This window comes from Vibrio sp. AK197 (assembly GCF_053903115.1).
Genome location: NZ_CP096429.1, coordinates 1,139,840 through 1,159,699, shown reverse-complemented (window position 1 = coordinate 1,159,699; position 19,860 = coordinate 1,139,840). Strand labels below are relative to the sequence as shown.

General features: G+C 46.4%; 17 protein-coding genes. 6 read left to right on the top strand and 11 right to left on the bottom strand.

Annotation, left to right across the window (positions count from 1 at the left end; translation table 11 throughout):
• Window positions 1-58: 58 nt before the first annotated feature.
• On the bottom strand, window positions 59-1,738 hold the full coding sequence (gene hutU / locus M1D72_RS05170; RefSeq protein ID WP_456294782.1) for a urocanate hydratase: 1,680 nt from the start codon (window positions 1,736-1,738) through the stop codon (window positions 59-61).
• A gap of 213 nt (window positions 1,739-1,951) precedes the next feature.
• On the opposite strand from hutU, the gene M1D72_RS05165 reads away from it, so the two are divergent.
• From M1D72_RS05165 to hutC, 3 genes are all read left to right on the top strand, one after another.
• Window positions 1,952-3,340 carry a formimidoylglutamate deiminase gene (locus M1D72_RS05165; RefSeq protein ID WP_456294781.1) on the top strand — a complete coding sequence of 463 codons (1,389 nt, stop codon included), beginning with the start codon at window positions 1,952-1,954 and terminating at the stop codon, window positions 3,338-3,340.
• A complete protein-coding gene (locus tag M1D72_RS05160; RefSeq protein WP_456294780.1) occupies window positions 3,330-3,983 on the top strand; it encodes a HutD/Ves family protein in 654 nt (217 codons plus the stop codon). Before M1D72_RS05165 ends, M1D72_RS05160 begins: the two co-directional genes overlap by 11 nt.
• Before the next feature lie 101 nt (window positions 3,984-4,084).
• Window positions 4,085-4,849 (top strand): histidine utilization repressor, encoded by a 765-nt coding sequence (gene hutC, locus M1D72_RS05155; RefSeq protein WP_456294779.1) that lies wholly within the window; start codon window positions 4,085-4,087, stop codon window positions 4,847-4,849.
• A 71-nt stretch (window positions 4,850-4,920) separates the two neighbouring features.
• Here hutC and M1D72_RS05150 read toward each other — a convergent pair whose 3' ends face one another.
• The 6 genes from M1D72_RS05150 to M1D72_RS05125 all read right to left on the bottom strand — a co-directional run bounded on the left by M1D72_RS05150 (window position 4,921) and on the right by M1D72_RS05125 (window position 12,644).
• The gene (locus M1D72_RS05150) at window positions 4,921-6,009 is read right to left on the bottom strand and encodes an acyltransferase family protein (RefSeq protein WP_456294778.1); all 1,089 of its coding nucleotides are present in this window, start codon (window positions 6,007-6,009) and stop codon (window positions 4,921-4,923) included.
• A gap of 593 nt (window positions 6,010-6,602) precedes the next feature.
• Complete coding sequence (locus M1D72_RS05145; protein WP_456294777.1) at window positions 6,603-7,298, bottom strand: pirin family protein; 696 nt, start codon at window positions 7,296-7,298, stop codon at window positions 6,603-6,605.
• A 141-nt stretch (window positions 7,299-7,439) separates the two neighbouring features.
• Entirely contained in the window at window positions 7,440-9,497 is a 2,058-nt protein-coding gene (locus M1D72_RS05140; RefSeq protein ID WP_456294776.1) for an FUSC family protein, read from the bottom strand.
• A gap of 2 nt (window positions 9,498-9,499) precedes the next feature.
• On the bottom strand, window positions 9,500-10,366 hold the full coding sequence (locus M1D72_RS05135) for an efflux RND transporter periplasmic adaptor subunit (RefSeq protein ID WP_456294775.1): 867 nt from the start codon (window positions 10,364-10,366) through the stop codon (window positions 9,500-9,502).
• Between the two features lie 8 nt (window positions 10,367-10,374).
• Complete coding sequence (locus M1D72_RS05130) at window positions 10,375-10,575, bottom strand: DUF1656 domain-containing protein (protein WP_456294774.1); 201 nt, start codon at window positions 10,573-10,575, stop codon at window positions 10,375-10,377.
• A gap of 581 nt (window positions 10,576-11,156) precedes the next feature.
• Window positions 11,157-12,644 carry an alkaline phosphatase gene (locus M1D72_RS05125; protein WP_456294773.1) on the bottom strand — a complete coding sequence of 496 codons (1,488 nt, stop codon included), beginning with the start codon at window positions 12,642-12,644 and terminating at the stop codon, window positions 11,157-11,159.
• Between the two features lie 180 nt (window positions 12,645-12,824).
• Between M1D72_RS05125 and M1D72_RS05120 the strand changes: the two genes are divergently transcribed.
• From M1D72_RS05120 to ahpF, 3 genes are all read left to right on the top strand, one after another.
• Entirely contained in the window at window positions 12,825-13,370 is a 546-nt protein-coding gene (locus M1D72_RS05120; protein ID WP_456294772.1) for a DUF3299 domain-containing protein, read from the top strand.
• A gap of 279 nt (window positions 13,371-13,649) precedes the next feature.
• Window positions 13,650-14,207 (top strand): alkyl hydroperoxide reductase subunit C, encoded by a 558-nt coding sequence (gene ahpC / locus M1D72_RS05115; protein ID WP_390194033.1) that lies wholly within the window; start codon window positions 13,650-13,652, stop codon window positions 14,205-14,207.
• Window positions 14,208-14,364: 157 nt separating this feature from the next.
• Window positions 14,365-15,933 (top strand): alkyl hydroperoxide reductase subunit F, encoded by a 1,569-nt coding sequence (gene ahpF, locus M1D72_RS05110; protein WP_456294771.1) that lies wholly within the window; start codon window positions 14,365-14,367, stop codon window positions 15,931-15,933.
• Window positions 15,934-16,066: 133 nt separating this feature from the next.
• Here ahpF and pstB read toward each other — a convergent pair whose 3' ends face one another.
• The 4 genes from pstB to pstS all read right to left on the bottom strand — a co-directional run bounded on the left by pstB (window position 16,067) and on the right by pstS (window position 19,757).
• Window positions 16,067-16,894 carry a phosphate ABC transporter ATP-binding protein PstB gene (pstB, locus tag M1D72_RS05105; protein ID WP_456294770.1) on the bottom strand — a complete coding sequence of 276 codons (828 nt, stop codon included), beginning with the start codon at window positions 16,892-16,894 and terminating at the stop codon, window positions 16,067-16,069.
• Complete coding sequence (gene pstA, locus M1D72_RS05100) at window positions 16,891-17,730, bottom strand: phosphate ABC transporter permease PstA (RefSeq protein WP_456294769.1); 840 nt, start codon at window positions 17,728-17,730, stop codon at window positions 16,891-16,893. Before pstA ends, pstB begins: the two co-directional genes overlap by 4 nt.
• A gap of 2 nt (window positions 17,731-17,732) precedes the next feature.
• Complete coding sequence (pstC, locus tag M1D72_RS05095; RefSeq protein WP_456295605.1) at window positions 17,733-18,653, bottom strand: phosphate ABC transporter permease subunit PstC; 921 nt, start codon at window positions 18,651-18,653, stop codon at window positions 17,733-17,735.
• A gap of 66 nt (window positions 18,654-18,719) precedes the next feature.
• The gene (gene pstS, locus M1D72_RS05090; protein WP_456294768.1) at window positions 18,720-19,757 is read right to left on the bottom strand and encodes a phosphate ABC transporter substrate-binding protein PstS; all 1,038 of its coding nucleotides are present in this window, start codon (window positions 19,755-19,757) and stop codon (window positions 18,720-18,722) included.
• Window positions 19,758-19,860 lie beyond the last annotated feature (103 nt).

Genomic DNA, 19,860 nt, shown 5'->3' with positions numbered 1-19,860 from the left:
CTCAGAAACGTGCAAAGATAACAAGGATAGCCACCTGAGTGGCTATCCAAGAGCGAGGTTATTTACCCGTGATCATGGGCAGATTCAGACCTTGCTCGATAGCGCAGTCAATGGCGATGTCGTAACCCGCATCTGCGTGGCGCATAACGCCCGTTGCTGGGTCGTTATGCAGCACGCGCGCGATGCGCTCCGCGGCTTCGTCGCTGCCGTCACAAACGATCACCATGCCAGAGTGTTGAGAAAAGCCCATGCCGACGCCGCCGCCATGGTGCAACGAAACCCAAGTCGCGCCCGATGCGGTATTGAGTAATGCATTGAGCAGCGGCCAATCCGATACCGCATCTGAGCCATCTTTCATGCCTTCGGTTTCTCGGTTTGGGCTGGCAACGGAGCCCGAGTCTAAGTGGTCGCGACCAATCACGATTGGCGCCGAAAGCTCGCCGCTTCTGACCATTTCGTTAAATGCGAGGCCCAGTTTGGCGCGTTGCCCCAAACCGACCCAGCAGATACGCGCAGGCAAACCTTGGAATTGGATACGTTCACGCGCCATATCGAGCCAGTGATGTAGGTGCTCGTCATCGGCAATCAGCTCTTTGACTTTGGCATCGGTTTTGTAGATATCTTCAGGATCGCCCGACAGCGCTGCCCAGCGGAATGGGCCCACGCCACGACAAAAGAGCGGACGAATGTAAGCTGGTACAAAACCTGGGAATGCAAACGCATCTTCTACGCCTTCTTCCAGTGCCATCTGGCGAATGTTGTTGCCGTAGTCAAAGGTTGGAATGCCTTTGGCGTGAAACGCGAGCATGGCTTCAACGTGTTTTGCCATCGCCTGTTTCGCTGCGTTTACTACTTCTTTTGGCGACGTTTGGGCTTTATCACGATACTCTTCCCAGCTCATACCGATAGGTAAGTAACCGTTAAGCGGGTCGTGAGCCGAGGTTTGGTCGGTGACCATATCTGGGTGAACGCCGCGGCGTACCAATTCGGGCAAAACTTCTGCCGCGTTGCCGCAAAGACCAATTGAAATCGCTTTGCCGGCCTTGGTGTATTTTTCGATGCGCGCCAGTGCGTCGTCTAAATCGCTGGCTTGCTCATCCAAGTAACGAGTTTTAAGACGAAAATCGATGCGGCTTTGCTGACATTCAATGTTCAATGAACAAGCGCCGGCAAGTGTTGCCGCGAGCGGCTGCGCGCCACCCATGCCACCAAGGCCAGCGGTTAATACCCAACGACCTTTCAGGTTGCCACCAAAGTGCTGACGACCGGCTTCGACAAAGGTTTCATAGGTGCCCTGAACAATGCCTTGGCTACCGATATAGATCCACGAACCTGCCGTCATCTGACCATACATGGCAAGGCCTTTGGCATCGAGCTCGTTAAAGTGTTCCCAGTTGGCCCAGTGCGGCACAAGGTTGGAGTTGGCTATTAGAACGCGCGGCGCATTGCTATGGGTTTTAAATACCCCAACGGGTTTGCCAGACTGAACTAATAAGGTCTCATCCTCTTCAAGGTGTTTGAGAGAATCGACAATACGATCAAAACACGTCCAATCACGAGCGGCGCGGCCAATCCCGCCGTAGACAACAAGTTCTTCAGGATTTTCAGCCACTTCAGGGTCTAGGTTGTTCATCAACATTCGAAGTGGTGCTTCTGTTAACCAAGATTTGGTATGGAGAGTGGTACCCGTTGGTGCTTTTATGACACCTTTTCGGTGACGGTTAAAAACTTGAGTCATGAGGATAATCCTTATCTTGTAACTACATGTATATACTAGTAGGTTAGAGGCTAAAATTTTTAATAGCAAGCTGACACCAATTTTTTAAATTGGAATGTTGCGAAGCCTCACAGCAATATGTTTTATCCTTATTTGCTTACAAAATAGATTTGTCTAGACAATAATGCCTTGGTTACACTCGTGTAAATAAACCACAGGGAAGTAGTTTGATTTATGACTAGGAAGGTTGAGCGTCAACAGTTTTTTGCACAGCGCGCGTGGCTGTCTGATGCTGGTTGGCAAAGCAATGTATTGCTTGACGTTGAAGATGGTCACTTTACTCGCATTGAATCTAATGCATTGCCCACACCAAAGGCTACCTTACTTCAAGGGCCGGTTTTATCGACCATTGCTAACGTTCATTCGCATTCTTTTCAGCACCTGATGGCCGGGTTAGCAGAGGTGAGTCGAAATCCCAACGATAGCTTTTGGAGTTGGCGCGATTTGATGTACAAAGTTGTTGCGAAACTGACACCAGATCAAGTGAGAATTATCTCCACTCACTTGTATATTGAAATGCTAAAGGCAGGTTATACGCAAGTCGGTGAGTTTCACTATTTACATCATGATAGGAGCGGGCAAGCATACTTTAACCCCGCGGAAATGGTTGAACAAATTTATACATCCGCGCAGGATTCAGGGATAGGCTTGACGCTACTTCCGGTATTGTATTCTTATTCTGGTTTTGGAGGCCAACCCCCTTCCTTGGGGCAGCAGCGTTTTATTCATTCCGTTGATTCCTACCTTAATTTGCAGCAACAAAGTGAAGAGCGACTGTCTGGCTCTGGAAAACACAACCTTGGTCTGTGTTTTCACTCGTTGCGTGCCGTCACTCAACATCAAATTGAACAGGTCATGGCGGCGTTCCCGCAAAGGGATGTTATTCATATTCACATCTCCGAGCAGCAAAAAGAAGTGCGAGATTGTGTGGATTGGTGTGGGCAACGTCCGGTTGAATGGTTAAACAGAACGATTGGCTTGGACTCACGCTGGTGTTTGGTCCATGCGACTCACCTAAATAGCTCCGAAATTGATGCTATTGCGCAAAGCGGCGCCGTCGTGGGATTGTGCCCGACTACGGAAGCTAATCTTGGCGACGGTATATTCCCTGCCGCAGCGTATCAGCAAAAACAAGGTCGTTGGGCCATAGGTTCTGATAGCCATGTCAGCTTGTCGATTGTTGATGAATTACGAACCTTAGAGTACAGCCAACGCTTACAACAACAGCAACGAAATCGTCTTTCCCGCCCTGAACAACCCTATGTCGGAGATAGCCTCTATCAGCATGCGCTTAATGGTGGAAACCAAGCATGTGGGGTTAACTTAGGTATTCAAGTTGGCGCACGCGCAGACTTTATGACGCTGGATTCAAGCCACCCATTTATTGCTGCCAGCCAAGCCGAGGACATTTTAAACCGCTGGTTATTTGCATCGAATATCAATCTTATCCGTGATGTTTACGTTGCTGCTAAGGCCGTAATTAGCCAAGGACATCACCCAAATGAAGAGCCTATTCGGCAAGCATTTATTCGCGTCATTAAAGAGGTAGTTTATGACATTTGAAACCCCAACACGTTATCGAATTCGCGCGCGAGAACAGTATCGAACTTCACGTTGGAAAAACGGACAAGGCGAAACTCGACATATTAGTCAAGCGCACATCAACCAAAACACGTCTTATCGTATTAGTCAGGCGACCATTCATCATAATGGCCAATTTTCTGATTTTAGCGGTCAGCAACGGACCTTAGTGCTGCTAAAAGGGATGGGCGTTAGCCTAAAGCACAAAACGCAGCGTGGATATGACGTCGTTCATGAGCTTAAATCTCCACTGTCTGTCGCTCGATTCAATGGTGGTGATGAAACGAGTGCGACACTTCTCGATGGAAGCGTTGAAGTACTCAATATCATGGCAAGTGAAGGACAGCTCGCTTCATATGTGGAGATAGTAACGCCATCGATGTCTGTGTTCGCTCTACGCCAACCACAATCAAATTATGCGTGCTTTTATGCGAATGAAGGGTGTGATGTGCTGATTCGCTCCTGTTTGGGAAGTGACAGTGTCACAAAGGTGGGTGTCGGGAGTCGACAAACACTTGAGTTTAATGAGGCGGTAGAAATGAAACTTATCAAAGGCTGTGGGGTCTTTGTGCAATTCAGTACCGAACAATTACCCAGTTATGGAAAATATCGGCGTTACCTGTAATTCGCCCTCAATGTACGGCATTGACTTGGTGCTTAGTTCTAGGGTTGTATGCGGCTCTCAGTGTATAATTTCTCTCATTATCAATGGCTTTGGAAAAAACGGTGTCTGAAATAACGATGACAATGCTGGACGGCTTATTTGATGGTTTACCTGACGAACCATTGCCAATCTATGCCAAAGTAAAGTTGGCAATCAATCAAAAAATACAAAATGGTGATTGGCAAGAAAATCAACGCGTTCCTTCGGAACTCGACATGGTTAAAGCTCTAAAGGTTAGTCGTATGACGGTTAATCGAGCGTTGCGCGAGTTAACAGCTGAAGGGGTATTGGTTCGCCAGCAGGGTGTCGGCACCTTTGTAGCAGAAAAGAAATCTCACTCGGCGCTGTTTGAAGTGCATAGCATCGCGGAAGAAATTGCTTCGCGTGGGCATCATCACTGCGCTGAGCAACTTTTACTGGAAGCCGGACGAGCAGGGGTCGAAGAAGCGATGATGCTAGGTGTACGTACTGGGCATCCCATTTTTCGTTCAACCATTTTGCATTTTGAAAACGATCTTCCGATTCAGCTCGAAGAGCGTATCGTCAATGGCGATCTTGCCCCTGATTACGCCAAACAAGATTTTACCCATAAAACCGCCTATGAATACTTAACCAGCGTTGCGCCGTTGAGTGAAGGTGAACATCTGGTTGAAGCGGTACTTCCGACAGAGTTTGAGTGTCAAAAGCTCGCTATTGACCCTTCACAGCCATGTTTGCAGATCAAACGTAGAACGTGGTCTGGCGAGCATATTGTTACTGCCGCGCGTCTACTTCATCCGGGCATGCGTTTCCAATTGTTTGGGCATTTTGGTCGCAATCTGGGTTAGGTACATCCAAACGCCGATAACGAGCCATTCTGAACACAAGCGATGATCAGAATGGCTGTCTCTTCAAATGATCAGTTTGCTGTAGTTCGTCTTAATGTTGTCACTTTTCCTACCAATAGCTTGAAGGCTTGTGGAGGCGTAAACAGGTATGGGCGCACATAAGAGCCCAACACGACGCAGGTAATAGCACAAAATACAACAGGTAAAACGCTGATAATCACCATTTGTAAGTACGGAGAATCAGGTAGGTTATGTGTTTGTGCTAAATGGTAAATGTAAGCGATAAAGAACTGATGCGTAATAAAAATCTCAAGAGAGTACGCGCCAATGTGTGAGAACAGTTTGGTAAACCATGGCATTTTTGAGCCCATCACGATGAGATAGATAAACACCATCGTCAGTGGGAATGTTAGCAGGAATATCTGCATATAACCGCTCATATCACCAAACAGCTGATGCATGATGATAAAGAACGCAAACAGAGCCAATGCAAGCAACGACACTTTACGAGTTTGTTTGAGCGTCTCTATGATTGCCGGAGCAAACCAAGCGCCAAACATAAAGAATATAAGACCCTTATAAGCGAGGTTTTTTACCAACATCATTTGGCTATTGTCCGGATAAGGGAAATAGCGGGTTGAAAGCATCAGGATGAACGAGCTGGCAAGGGTGATAAGAATTTGCTTTTGCACGCTAAAGCGTGAAATAACGATAGCGTAGCCACTTAACAGTAAAATAGCGTATAAAAACCACAAATTTCCGTAGGGCGCGGTAAATACAAACACACTGTTCTCAAAGAATGGGTGACTTTTCCATGGGTACATGTGAATTCCGGCAAGTTCAAAACCATACGAAAAAGCGGTCCACAATAAGATATTCCAAACGATAAAAGGGACTCGCTTGGTAAAGTACCACTCGAACTTATTTCGACTTACTAAGCTAAACACAATCCCCGAACAGATGAAGAAAGCGGGCATACGAGCTAGGCCGATAAAGAAATCTGCACGTTCAAAGGTATGAGCTACCGAGCCAATTTGTTCATACAAATTGGGGTTATATAGGGTGAGTGCTAACCAACCATGATGGAGTGCGACTAAGAGAACAGTAATGCCTTTAATAGCATCGACCCAGTCCAGACGAAGTTTTGCTTTTTTGTTCATTATTTAATCAAGTTTGTTTCTAGGAACAGCTATTACAGCAAAAATCATCTATTTCATGTTAAATGCACGAAAGATCGATCTATATCCTCAAAGTTGAGTCATTGATTTTAATTCATTAAAATCAATGACTTTTATTGTTTCTTTATTCATTAAAAAAGACCATCTTGAAAGGTCTGAAATTTATTTTATATATTTCAATAAGTTAAGCTGTTGTTTTAGCCTTAGTGTCAGATAGGCAAGGTATTGACGTAGCGAATATTTCCTTTGCTCGTCTTAATTTTGAAACGTGTTGGTTTGGGGCCGTGGGGAAGGAGAACTTTGACTGTTGAGATGTCAGCCTCGAAACTTAAACATAACCGTTATCATCGAAGTGGCGATACTATAAATAATTGTTTGGAAATCAAATTAATGTGTTAGCTGGTTGATTCTAGATCAGTAAAAGGCTTTGCATTATTTAATGACACAGTTAATCGCATTAACTTAAGCGCTAATTTAAAGATAAATTAGCAAAGCGAATGGGCTCTTGTGTTCACCCATCCGCACATGAGTGATGACTTAGCTTGCTACCTGTATTGGTAGCAAGCGGTATCAAACTAAGGCAGATCAAATACCAAGGCTTTGACGACCTGATCGCTATTGTTTGCAAGCGTCATTGACGTTTGCATTTGTACTTTCGCGCCATCACCTGGCTGTAGGAATGTCTGATCGACAAGCAGTTGCCCTGTAATTTGATGAACATACACATTGCGGTTTGCCGCGATCGGGTATTCAAGATGCTGTTGTGGTTCAAGGATCAGTTGATGGAGCGTCGCATCTTGCTTAATGGATAACGTGCCATTATCACCATGTGGAGTGGCAATCGATGTTAATCCACTATTTTGGCCAAAATCTTTTTGTTGATAGCCTGGTGGTTCTCCGATGACGTTGGGTTGAATCCAAATTTGTAAAAAGTGCAGTTGTGCGTCACTTGAGTGATTGTACTCGCTGTGATAAATGCCTGAACCTGCAGACATGAGCTGAAACTCTCCAGCAGGCAGTACTTTGACATTACCTTCACTATCTTTGTGAGCTATTTCACCTTCTAAGACGTAGCTGATGATCTCCATATCACGGTGACCATGGGTATCAAAACCCGCACCGGGTTGAACGGTGTCGTCATTAATCACACGCAGGGCAGAAAAGCCCATATGATTAGGATCGTAGTAGTGACCAAACGAAAATGTATGTCGGCTGTCTAACCAGCCAAAATCGGCTCGTCCACGATCGGCTGCGTGTCTTACTGTAATCATTGCAAATCTCCGCATTAGTAGAAACGTCACGTTTCTTCTTTGATTGCATTCATCATAACGCGGCGTGTTTGAGTACATCATCACAGCACTTTGATCACCAAGTTCAAATTTCTTGAAGTAGTGTTGAATCAGCCACGGCTATTAAAGTGCGCTTCTTTCCTCTGCGATTGCTTGTGCACTGCGCTCTAGGGTTAAACCAATACGCATAAACATGCCTTCAAGTAGATCTTTTTGCTCTTCATTGAGATCAAAAGGCTCAAGTTTGGTGATCAAACGCTCACAGCTTTGTTTAAAATCAGCGTTATATTTGCCGTAAAACGCCTGCATAAACGCATCACCAAGTGCGCGTTGCCAGTAACGCAACTCATCGTCGACGTTTGTAACGGCAATACGGTGTACAATTCGCCCGAGACGAATGGAAACATGGCCTAAGTTGAGCCCGGTTAGTGCAAGATCGGTGACATTTCGAGACGCGCCACTGGCTTTGTCATAGGTAGAGATTCGCAGTAAGCGATCGCCCATTCGCGCATTAAACCATTGCTCGGGCGTTGTGTGCTCCGTCATGTCTCTTAAATCACTGCACGTAGCTTTGACTAATCGTGTGATCATCAGCGGAAGGCTAGGGCCCGTGATCATTTTGAAAATCCAAAATAGCACGGTAACGCCGACAAAGATCGCCATCGCATTACTTATCGTCGAATCAATCGACAGCGCGCGGGTCATATCGTTACTTGGCATAACAAAGATGGTAAACGGAATACAAATACCCAGGCCGTATGGCAAAGTCGGCCGGTTGGCGAGAGCCAGCAAGCCAATGAAGTAAGGGCCGGCAAGAGTCATTACCAACAATTCATAATCACGACTGCTGGCGGCGAGCAGAGGAACGGCATAAAAAATGGCGATGGGAACGGCAAACACGATGCCGACCAAAATTCGCTTTAACACAACCGACAAAATGGGTGAAGGAAGCCTTGCCATCATGATTGAAAATACCACGGGCAGTATCATGATCATCATGACCGAGCTTGAGCCAGTCCCGACCCATAAGCCTGCGCCGACTAAAAATAGAATCGTACTGCGAAGTCCGGTGGTTAATCCGACTAAAGGATCTCGATAGCTTTGAATACGCGGAGCGTTGAGTTTTGCGGGTGTTTTGCTGGTAAATTTCGCGTAGCCCTTCAAAAGAACGACTAATTCCGAGCTAAGCTCGAGAGAGATTTTAACCAAACGCGCTTGCAACGGCGTCTTTTCTATATTGAGGTTGGTATACTCAAGTTGTTTTCGGCGCAGGTTTTGAACAATGTGATAGCATTCGTTGTAGTCTTGGCTTTCTGCCATCTGAGTGAAGCTTTGGCGCATCTCTTCCAATACCGGGCTTAGCACATCGCCGATTAACTCAGGATGCTGGCGTTGAAGACGGCCGAAGATTTGCACTAAGGCAAGCAGTGACAGCACGCTATTGCAAATGGCATTAACTGCGCGGCTCTGACCAGGCCCTTCAGGGCCTTCAAAGGCTACCGCACTTGAGTCATCGCTGAGCATAGTGACGGACTCGAGAATAGTATCAATATTCTGATGGCGCTTTTCGTGTGAGCCTTGCGAGTCGATTTCGAGGGCTAAATAGCCCAAGGTTTGATTAATCACGTTTTTCGCGTGGGCTTGAACACCATCTTTGACTTTCACTGGCCAAATTAGCTTGCTGACGAGCGTGGCGCAAATAACGCCGACGATGATCTCACTAATACGTGCCTGTGCCACGGCAAAAATGGTTTGACTGCTGGCACTGGCGGGTTGAATCATGACCAGTAGTGAAATCAAACAGGCGGTCATTCCAGCCATTGCAAAGGCGTAAACAAAGTTCTGACGACGAACGAGCGCCGATAGCCCTGCGTTAATCCCGAGCCACAATGCGAGTAATCCAAGTGCCAATTCGGGATAAGGCGAAAACCAATTTAGGATCGCAATCCCGACCACACCGCCAACGAACGTACCGACAATTTGGCAAATGCCTTTTTCAACCACTAATCCGCCTTCAGGGCGAATTTGCAAGAACACCGCGCCGATCAATGCCCAGTAAGGCCGATCCAAATTCAGGAACATGGCAAGATACAAAGACAGAGCCATCGCCAGCACGCCTTTTATTGCGAACTGCAGCGCCTGACGGCTAGGGAAAAACAGGCTTTCAAATAGGGCTTGCATCGCTATTCAGCCGACTCTTCTAGATGGATTGAAACTGTCATACCTGCGCTTAAATGAACACTTTCTGGTAGCTCATCCAGTTTGATATCGACTGGAATGCGCTGTGCTAACCGTACCCAGTTAAAGGTTTGCTGAACTTGCGGTAGCAGTTGGTTATTGCTGGTGGTGTTGGTATCCGCAATCGCATCGCCAATACTGATGACTTCGCCGCTCAGAGGCTTGCCACCACTCATCAATGTGATGCGCGCTTTTTGGCCTAAATGAATCAACGGTATTTTTGTCTCTTCGAAGTAGCCGGTCACATAGAATGAGTTAGCTTTGACCAACGACAATACCGAATTACCTTGGCTGACGTAGTTACCCTCACGCAGCGTTAAGTTGATAATGCTGCCGTCAGCTGGGGCCAACACTTTGGTGCGCTCTAAGTTTATCTGTGCAGTTGCAAGTTGCGCTTTGGTTAGATTGTAATCCGATCTAGCGATTTCAGTATTGATGCGGGCACTTTCTGCCGTTTCTTCGCTGACTAATTGACCCGAGGTGAGGGTTTGACGGCGCGCATATCGATGTTTAGCGAGATCCCAAGAGTATTTTTTACTTTCTAAAGTCGCCTTTAGCTCAGCGATCGCCGCTTTATAGCGTGTATCATCAATGGTGAAGATGACATCTCCTTTTTTGACACTTTGGTTGTCCGTCACTTCGACATCGTTTACCCAACCAGAAACATCAGGGGCGATAGTGATGACATGGGCTCGAACGCGGCCGTCTCGTGTCCAAGGAGAGTAGAGGTAGTGTTGCCAAATCCAATGGCCCAAAATAATCGCGACAACCAAAACGACCAGCGTTAGGGAGATGCGTGTAATTTTTCCCATAAACGTATTTAACTCCCAAGTAAATAAATGACCAAAGCGAGGTAACAAACATAGAGGCCGACTTCAAACCAAGCGACTTTCCATACCCTCGAATAGAGCCCAGTTTTATGCAATACCACGCGTGTTCCCCAAGACAGGAGAAATGCGATGGGCATAAAGATAACGAGTGGACTAAACAGCAACCCACCGAAAGCTAATTCTTCAAACATAGAAATTGATTCTCAACTTATTATCCGCTTGTGTCGTCATCAAAGCACTGCGTATGAAATCCAATCCAACACTGAGGTTATAACAAGACCTAAGATATGAATGTGCTTAAGTATCAGTAGTTTTTAACATTTCGTGATTGTTAAAAACAAAATAGTGTTAAACATTATTGTTTTAAAGCCATGATGGTTCTTAAGTATGACGCTTAACAGCGTATACCACCCCTTATACTGAGTTAATCTAGAGTATATGGCACATTCTCGCACTGCGCTGACGCGTTTTTGGAATGTAACTCCATGAAATAGGGTATGAAGATCAACACCGAATGGTGTATGGCTACATGGCAATTTATATAAACTATCAATAGTATGACCTGCACTGCAAGGAAACATTGAACACAATTTTGGACTTAAACTATTTCTTATCTTTCATTAATCAAGGTGGCTGGATGAGTTTTGATATAATTTCGAGCAATAATTGTGCAGTGTATGTCGATCAAGGCATGTGATGATTCTTGAAATAGAAAAACCGAGGCATGTGAGCCCCGGTTTGTTTAGCCTAATGACGTTGTAAGTGATGTCGCCTAGCGGGTGAGTCCCAAGGCTTCATTCATGACATGGAAAATATAGTTCTGTTCGACTGCGCCTTGGAACAAGTACGCTTCAGGACCGCGTGCGAAAATGGCCACATCTTCTCCGGAGTGTGTTTCTGAGTCCAGTTTAACGAGTGATTGCTGACGGTAATCAAGATCCAAAACTTCTTGTTCGGTTGGATTAGGGCGATCTGCTGCGCTCGGCACTGCGCCGGGGCCATTACCGTAACTTAGTGTGGTATAACGCTTTCCGTAAGCATCGAGATTATATTTCCCGCCAGTTTTTGATAAACCAAGGATAGGGTTACCGCGTTGCGCATAGCCATTTGAAATAAAGGTATGTGCGTGGTCCGCGGTGACAATCACCAAAGTATCTTGTGGGTCGGTTTTCTCTAGCGCCGCTTTAATTGCGTCGTCATAGGCGACGGTATCGGCAAGAGCACGCGCCGCATTTCCATCATGGTGCGCGTGGTCAATGCGGCCCGCTTCTACCATCAATACGTAACCTTGTTGGTTGTTTGAGAGCAGATCAATGGCTTTTGAGGTCATTTCAGCTAACGAGGGTTCACCGTTGCGGCGGTCGGCTTCGTATTTCATGTGGCTGCTTTCAAACAAACCGAACACTTTAGCTGTGTTATTAGGGATACTATCAAAACCTTGTTTATCATAAACATATTGGCCTGAAGGGTGCTGAGTTTGCCACTGCTCAACTAAGTTCTTCCCATCTTTCCGTTTACCATTTTTACCTTCCGGATCCACCACGGTGGCGGGTAAAAATTCACGGCGTCCACCACCAAAGACCACATCCATGCCTTCGCCATTGTTAAATCCAATCAACTGCTGAGCAATATCGACACAGCCCTGATTTTTGGCAATGTTGGGCATGGTTGTATCGTTTTCCCAGTTACGATCTGCTGCGTGCGCATAGGTGGTGGCTGGCGTGGCGTGCGTGATTCGCGCAGTGGAAACCACGCCGACAGACAGCCCTTTTTCAGCAGCCATTTCCCACGCGGTTTTTGCTTCGTGACCGATTTGAGTGTTACAAAAACCACGTTGAACGTTGTCATCAACACTGATAATGCCTTGTTTGGTTTTGACACCAGTGACCATCGCCGACGCTGTGCCTGCTGAGTCTGGCGTTTGTGCATCGGTGTTATAGGTTTTAGACAAGGCGACGTTTGGCATTGTTTCCATGGTCAATTTGTACTCTTCACCCAGCAACCCTCGGCGCTGACCTTCAAAGATGCGCGCCGCAGTAATCGTGCCGACACTCATGCCATCGCCGACAAACAAAATGACATTTTTTGCCGGTTTATCTATGGGTTTATTTGCCTTAGCTTTCGCAATATCCGCTTGTGCTTGTTGAAACCACACATCATTTTTTTGTGGCGCATCAACGCCACTGGTTGAGGTTGACGCTGAACAACCGGCTAGGGCTGCGATCATACCACTGAGTAACATAAAATTATTGTTCTTCACGAAGCGACTCCATCTCGTTTTTTGAGTTTCCGTTTAATGTCAGTTAATTGAATCTGACTCTATTAGCTAACATTTGGATGAATTATTTGTTACTGAGTGATGAAGTTTTTATGGCTGTCATAGGACTGTCTTATCTACGCAGCATGATGATAAAACCAAGGATCTACCATAAGTAAGGTTATGCAACCAACTCATCATGTATTACGTACTGCCCGTTTTGTTTTGACCCTGTGGGTCATGATTTTCTTGTCGTCACTTCAGTTGGTTAGTGCGCAGGAAAAAGTTGATGCCAATGGGATCATGACGCTTGATTGGATAGATTTAATTCCACCAGCCGAGCGTAATGCCAGTCCTCCTCAACGAACCACGCCGATAGATCATGAAAAAGACACGCCGCCACAAAATAGATATGGTGGATTTCGCGATGACCTTGATGGTCAAAAAGTTCGTATGCCAGGGTTTGTGATTCCGCTGGAAGGGGATGATAAAACCGTCACCGAATTATTACTTGTTCCATACTTTGGCGCTTGTATTCACGTTCCGCCTCCGCCGCCAAACCAGATTGTTTACGTCAAGTTTGATAAAGGTGCACCGTTACAAGGACTTTGGGATGTCGTGTATATCGTGGGGACACTTCGAACCCAAAAAGTTGACTCCGACCTTGGTCAAGCAGGGTATCTCATTGAAGGCGTCAACGTTGAAACTTACTCCGAACCGCGCTCCTAATTCCTACTTTGCTATTGCCACCATGCTTTTTAATGGCAGTGATTGCGCTGCCATTGTTAACTTACTGATCGTCGTCAGCTTTGTTCTTAACTGTTACTACCTATAGATGAACGGGTTTATCGTCATAGCCTATTAATTGGTTACGTCCAGTTTTAAATGATAGGAAAATCCTATTGATAGAATAGCTACAAGTGATTTTTCTAATGACGCGCAACATGTGAATATACTTTCCGAAAGCAAGACATTGCTAAGACAAACAACCTAAAGGAAAGTACCCAAATGATTAATACTCAAATCAAACCATTTAGCGCAACAGCATTTAAAAACGGCGAATTCGTAGAAATCACTGAACAAGATGTTCTTGGTAAATGGGCAGTATTCTTCTTTTACCCAGCAGATTTCACGTTCGTTTGCCCAACGGAGCTTGGTGATTTAGCGGACCATTACGAAGAGCTGCAAAAGCGTGGTGTTGAAGTGTATTCAGTGTCTACCGATACACACTTCACGCATAAAGCATGGCACGATAGCTCAGACACTATCGGCAAAATCAACTACTACATGGTTGGCGACCAAACCGGTAACATCACCAACAACTTTGGTGTTATGCGTGAAGGTCAAGGCCTTGCAGACCGTGCGACATTCCTTATCGACCCTGAAGGCACGATTCAAGCGATGGAAATCACCGCTGAAGGTATTGGCCGTGACGCTGAAGATCTACTTCGTAAAGTGAAAGCAGCGCAATACGTTGCAGCACACCCAGGTGAAGTTTGTCCAGCGAAATGGAAAGAAGGCGAAGAAACACTCGCTCCTTCTCTAGACCTTGTTGGCAAAATCTAATTCGCGAATTAGCTGCGTATTAGTAAAACCCATTTGAGAGTGTGTCGGGTGGTACCTAACGACCTACGCACCCGGCATGCTCTCTCCTTGAATTATCCAGAGTGACCACTCTATTTAAAGCGTAAGCATACTATCAATATTAAAGGTGTAATCGATCATGCTAGAGCAAGCGATTAAACAACAATTACAACAGTACCTCAGTAACGTGAAACAAGATGTCCGATTAGTGGTCAGCCTAGATGAAAGTAAAGCTGCACAAGACATATTGGCCCTAGCTAATGAAATTGCGGAGCTTAGCGATTTTGTTTCGGTTGAACGTGATGACAATGCCAGCGACCGTAAACCGGTGATGATGGTGACCAACCCTGAGAAAGGCACAGCGCTGAGTTTTGCTGGCTTACCGATGGGACACGAGTTTACTTCCCTTGTTTTGGCGTTACTGCATTCCGGTGGCCATCCGATGAAATTGGAAGCGGAGACAATTGAACAAATTGCTCAGCTAGATAAAGACCTCAATGTTGAGATCTTCATTTCACTTTCATGCCAAAACTGTCCTGATGTGGTACAAGCTTTCAATATGATGGCGGCGATTAATCCACGTGTTCGTCCAACGATGATTGACGGCGCATTGTTCCAAGACGAAGTGAAATCTCGCGACATCATGGCGGTGCCTAGTGTCTTTGTGAATGGTGAACTGTTTGGTCAAGGCCGTATGTCTTTGGCTGAAATCCTAAACAAAGTCGATAATGGCGCAGAAGAAAAAGCGGCCGCGGCTTTGAATGATAAAGACCCTTACGATGTGTTAGTCGTCGGTGGTGGCCCTGGCGGCAGTGCAGCCGCGCTTTACGCGGCACGTAAAGGCATTCGTACTGGTGTCGTTGCTAAGCGTTTTGGTGGGCAAGTCATGGATACCATGGCGATCGAGAACTTTATTTCCGTCAAACGTACAGAAGGGCCAAAATTAGCCACCGACCTTGCTGAACATTTGAAAGAATACGAGGTGGATGTCGTCACTGAGCAGCAAGCAAGTAAACTTATGGGCGCAAGCAATACTGAAGATGGTCTCATCCATATTCAACTTGAAAGTGGCGCGACGCTTAAGAGTAAGAGCGTGATTTTGAGCCCAGGTGCACGCTGGCGTGAAATGAACGTTCCGGGCGAACAGGAATATCGCAATAAAGGCGTGGCGTACTGCCCGCACTGTGATGGCCCGCTGTTTAAAGGTAAGCGCACCGCAGTTATCGGTGGTGGTAACTCTGGTATTGAGGCGGCCATTGACCTCGCGGGTATCGTTGAACATGTGACGGTTCTGGAATTTGCCGACATGCTTCGCGCCGACCAAGTATTGATTAACAAAGCAAACTCGTTGCCAAACGTGGATATCATTACCATGGCGCAAACGACGGAAGTGGTTGGTGATGGCACCCGTGTGACAAGCTTGAAGTATAAAGATCGCAATACGGATGAAATTAAACAAATCGAATTATCAGGCATTTTTGTTCAAATTGGTCTCGTACCGAATACTGAATGGCTGAAAGATTCGGATGTCCAACTCTCAGCGCGTGGCGAAATTGAAGTTGGCAGCCGCGGCGACACCAGCCTAGAAGGCGTGTTTGCTGCCGGTGATGCGACCACAGTACCTTATAAACAAATCATCATTGCGATGGGAGAAGGTGCAAAAGCCAGCCTAGGAGCGTTTGATTACCTGATTCGTAAGCAAGGCTAATCAAACACCAAGAAGCCAAAGCCCTCTGCGTATGCCGAGGGCTTTTTGTCTGTGAGAAACGCACTTTTATTTGGCGTTTGCGAATCAAAAACCATTGGATGCTTTGGTGCACTGAAACGAAAAACGGTATGGGTTAGCCAAAATGCCCTTGAACATAATCGGCGGTCATGGTGTGTTCAGGATAATTGAAGACCTGCTCCGTCGACGCAAACTCGATCAGTTTGCCTAAATGCATGAATGCGGTGTAATCGGATATACGTTTCGCCTGCTGCATGTTGTGAGTCACGATAACAATGGTAAAGGTTTGGCTGAGTTTGGTCACCAAGTCTTCAATACCTTGGGTTGCGATCGGGTCGAGTGCTGACGTGGGTTCATCCATCAAAAGGACTTCTGGCTTGAGAGCGATAGTGCGGGCGATACATAAGCGCTGCTGTTGGCCGCCTGATAACCCCATTGCATCACTGCCAAGAGTCTCTTTGACTTCTTCCCACAACCTTGCCTGTTTGAGCGCTTGCTCAACACGACCATCCATATCAGCCTTGGATAACTTTTCATTCAGGCGAATACCAAATGCAATGTTCTCGTAAATACTCATTGGAAATGGCGTTGGCTTTTGAAAAATCATTCCGACACGACTACGCAGTATGTTGAGGTCACAATCTCGAGTGAGAATATTGTCTCCATCCAGCGTGATACGCCCTGTTGCGCGCTGATGCGGATAAAGCTTATAAATTCGATTCAAGGTTCGAAGCAGAGTGGATTTGCCGCAGCCCGACGGGCCAATGATCGCGGTCACACGGTTGTTATAAATAGGCAGTGTGACGTCGAAAAGGGCTTGTTTATCCTGAGCATAAAAAAAGTTTAACCCTTCAATATCCATACGAGTAGAAGGTGAAGTGCGCTGAAACGCCACAGTTTGTGCGTGTTTGGCAGCGAGTTGGGGGTGTATCATCGTCGTCATGAGTTCCACTTTTTCAATAAGGTTGGCAAGGCACGCGAAAGTATATTGATCGCCAAAATCGTCGCGGTGATCAAAAGGGCACCCGTCCAAGCTAAGTTATTCCATGTTTCATAAGGGCTCATTGCCAAGTTGTATATGGTTACGGGGAGGTTTGACATTGGGCCTGACATATCGAGCGACATAAATGAGTTGCTCAGCGCGGTAAAAAGCAACGGTGCGGTTTCTCCGGAAATTCGGGCAAACGAAAGTAAAATACCGGTGATGATGCCAGCACTGACACTGCGATAGCTCAGGCTTACCGTCACTTTCCATGCTGGAGCGCCAAGCCCTGCTCCCGCTTCGCGAAGGCTGGTGGGCACCAGTTTGAGCATTTCTTCAGTGGTTGAGATGATCATCGGCAGTGCAATAATGGCTAACGAGATAGCGCCCGCCCAGCCAGAAAAGTGGCCAACAGGCTCGACTAAGATGAGGTATACAAACAAGCCAATTAGAATCGATGGCGAGGACATCAACATTCCATTCAAAAAGCGAATCGTGTCTGCCGCCTTTGAATCTTGCCCATATTCAGCAAGCCAGGTGCCGGCTAACACACCGACTGGAATCGCAATGACAATACCTACACCGCTAATCAGCATCGAGCCAATAATCGCATTGGCAAGCCCGCCATCGTCGTCACCAGGCGCAGGCAGGGATTTGAACAGGACATCCCAAGATAGGGCAATCATACCGCGGTCAACAAGGCCATACATAATGGCAGCAAGAATAAACAGGCCAATGGCGGTTGCCGCGTAACAGCTATAACGGAACACATGGTTTTTCAGTTGCCTGATGCTCATGGTTAACCTCTCACACTTTTACGCAGTTGAATACGCGCGTATCCCATGACCAGAAAGGTCACGATAAAAAGCACCAAACCGAGCGCCATCAGTGCCGACATCTTCATACCATCGGCTTCATTAAATTGATTGGCAATGGTGGCCGAAATCGATGTGGCGGGCATAAAGAGCGCTTGGCTAATAGCTTGGGCATTACCAATGACAAAGGTCACTGCCATGGTTTCTCCAAGTGCGCGCCCCAGAGCAAGGATAAAGGCGCCGAAAATGGAGCTTTTAATCGAGGGTAAGAGGATCTTGGTGATCACTTCAAAACTGTTAGCCCCAATCCCATAAGAGGACTCTTTTAATACGTCGGGCACCGTATTCAGAGCATCTTTAATCAGCGCGGTCATGATGGGTAAAATCATAAAGGCGAGAATGATTCCCGCGGTTAACAAGCCTTGCCCAAGTGGAACGCCGCTAAATAACGGGCCGATGAGGGGAATGGGACTGATGTGTTCTAGCATCCAAATTTGTGGTCCGCTGGCAAACCATGGGGCAAATACAAATAGGCCCCACATGCCATAGATGATACTGGGAACGGCAGAGAGTAGCTCAATCGCAATACTGACGGGATGAGAAAGCCATTTGGGCATCAATTCAGACAAAGAAATAGCAATCGCAATGCCGATGGGGGTCGCAAGAAGTGCTGCAATGAGTGAGGAGACAAGGGTACCATAGAGCGCATTTCCTGCACCAAACAACAAATTGATGGGATCCCAGTCGGTGGAGAAGATGAAGCCGATGCCAAATTGCTTAATCGCGGGCAGCGCACCAAACACCAAAGTCGCAAAAATAGCGACCATAATCACGGTGACAGAAAGTGCACTAAACAAGCTTGCTTGCTTGAAGCAGCGGTCATAGGCGGTGTGAGTAATTATCATCATGGGTCATATCGTGTTGTGAAAAGATGCTAACGCCAAGCAATGTTCTTGGCGTTAGTCCTAGCATTAGTAAACGGCTTTACCGTTTGACTTGATGTCTTTCTCCCACATGGTGTTGACCATTGAAACCACGCTTTTTGGCATAGGCACATAACCGAGCTGTGACGCTAACTCACCATGTTCATAGCCCCATTCAAAGAATTTAAGAACTTGTTTGGCGGTGTCTGGGTTGGCTTGGTCTTTGTACATCAAGATAAATGTTGCGGCTGTCATTGGCCAAGATTTATCGCCCGGTTGGTTGTTGAGATCAACAGCAAAGCCAGGCGCATGCTGCCAATCGGCATTGGCCGCTGCCGCTTGGAAAGTTCCCAGTGTTGGCTGGACAAAATGACCAGAGCGATTTTCCATTGCGGTGTAGGTTAATTGATTTTGCTCAGCGTAGGCGTACTCCACGTAGCCGATAGCACCAGGTGTCCGTTTCACAAGGTTGGCAACGCCTGCATTGCCTTTTCCCCCTAAATGGGTTGCGGCTTTAGGCCAAACAACTTCTTTGCCTTGACCGACTTGCTGTTTCCAATCTGCGCTTACTTTCGATAAATATCCGGTATAGTTAAATGATGTGCCAGATGCGTCAGAGCGGTGAATGACAACGATGGGCTGATGCGCCAGAGGCAGGGTTGGATTGTCTTGTTTGACCGCATCGTTATCCCAAAATTTTACTTTACCAAGATAGATATCAGCGAGTAATTGACCGGAGAGTTTGAGCTCCCCTGGTTTAATGTTTTTGATGTTGACGACTGGAACTATCGAGCCCATAACGGCTGGAAACTGTACTAGACCAATTTGCTCTAGTTTGTCCTCACTGAGTGGCGCATCGGATGCCCCGAAATCGACAGTTTTTGCCGTTATCTGTTTAATACCACCGCCAGAACCGATTGATTGATAGTTGAGCTTAATACCGGTTTCATCCTGATAGGCTTTTGCCCACTTCATGTAAACCGGATAGGGAAAGGAGGCACCAGCACCATTTATCATCGTGTCAGCGTATGAAGTGACAGAGAACAAGCCAAACGACGCGACTGCCATTAGAGCGAATTTTTTCATGTTTACATTCCTAAAATTTGCGAACTGATTTGTAAAACGCTAGAAAATACTATCCAGCCAATTCAGAAACATAAACGTTCATTTTTAAATCTAATTTTACATT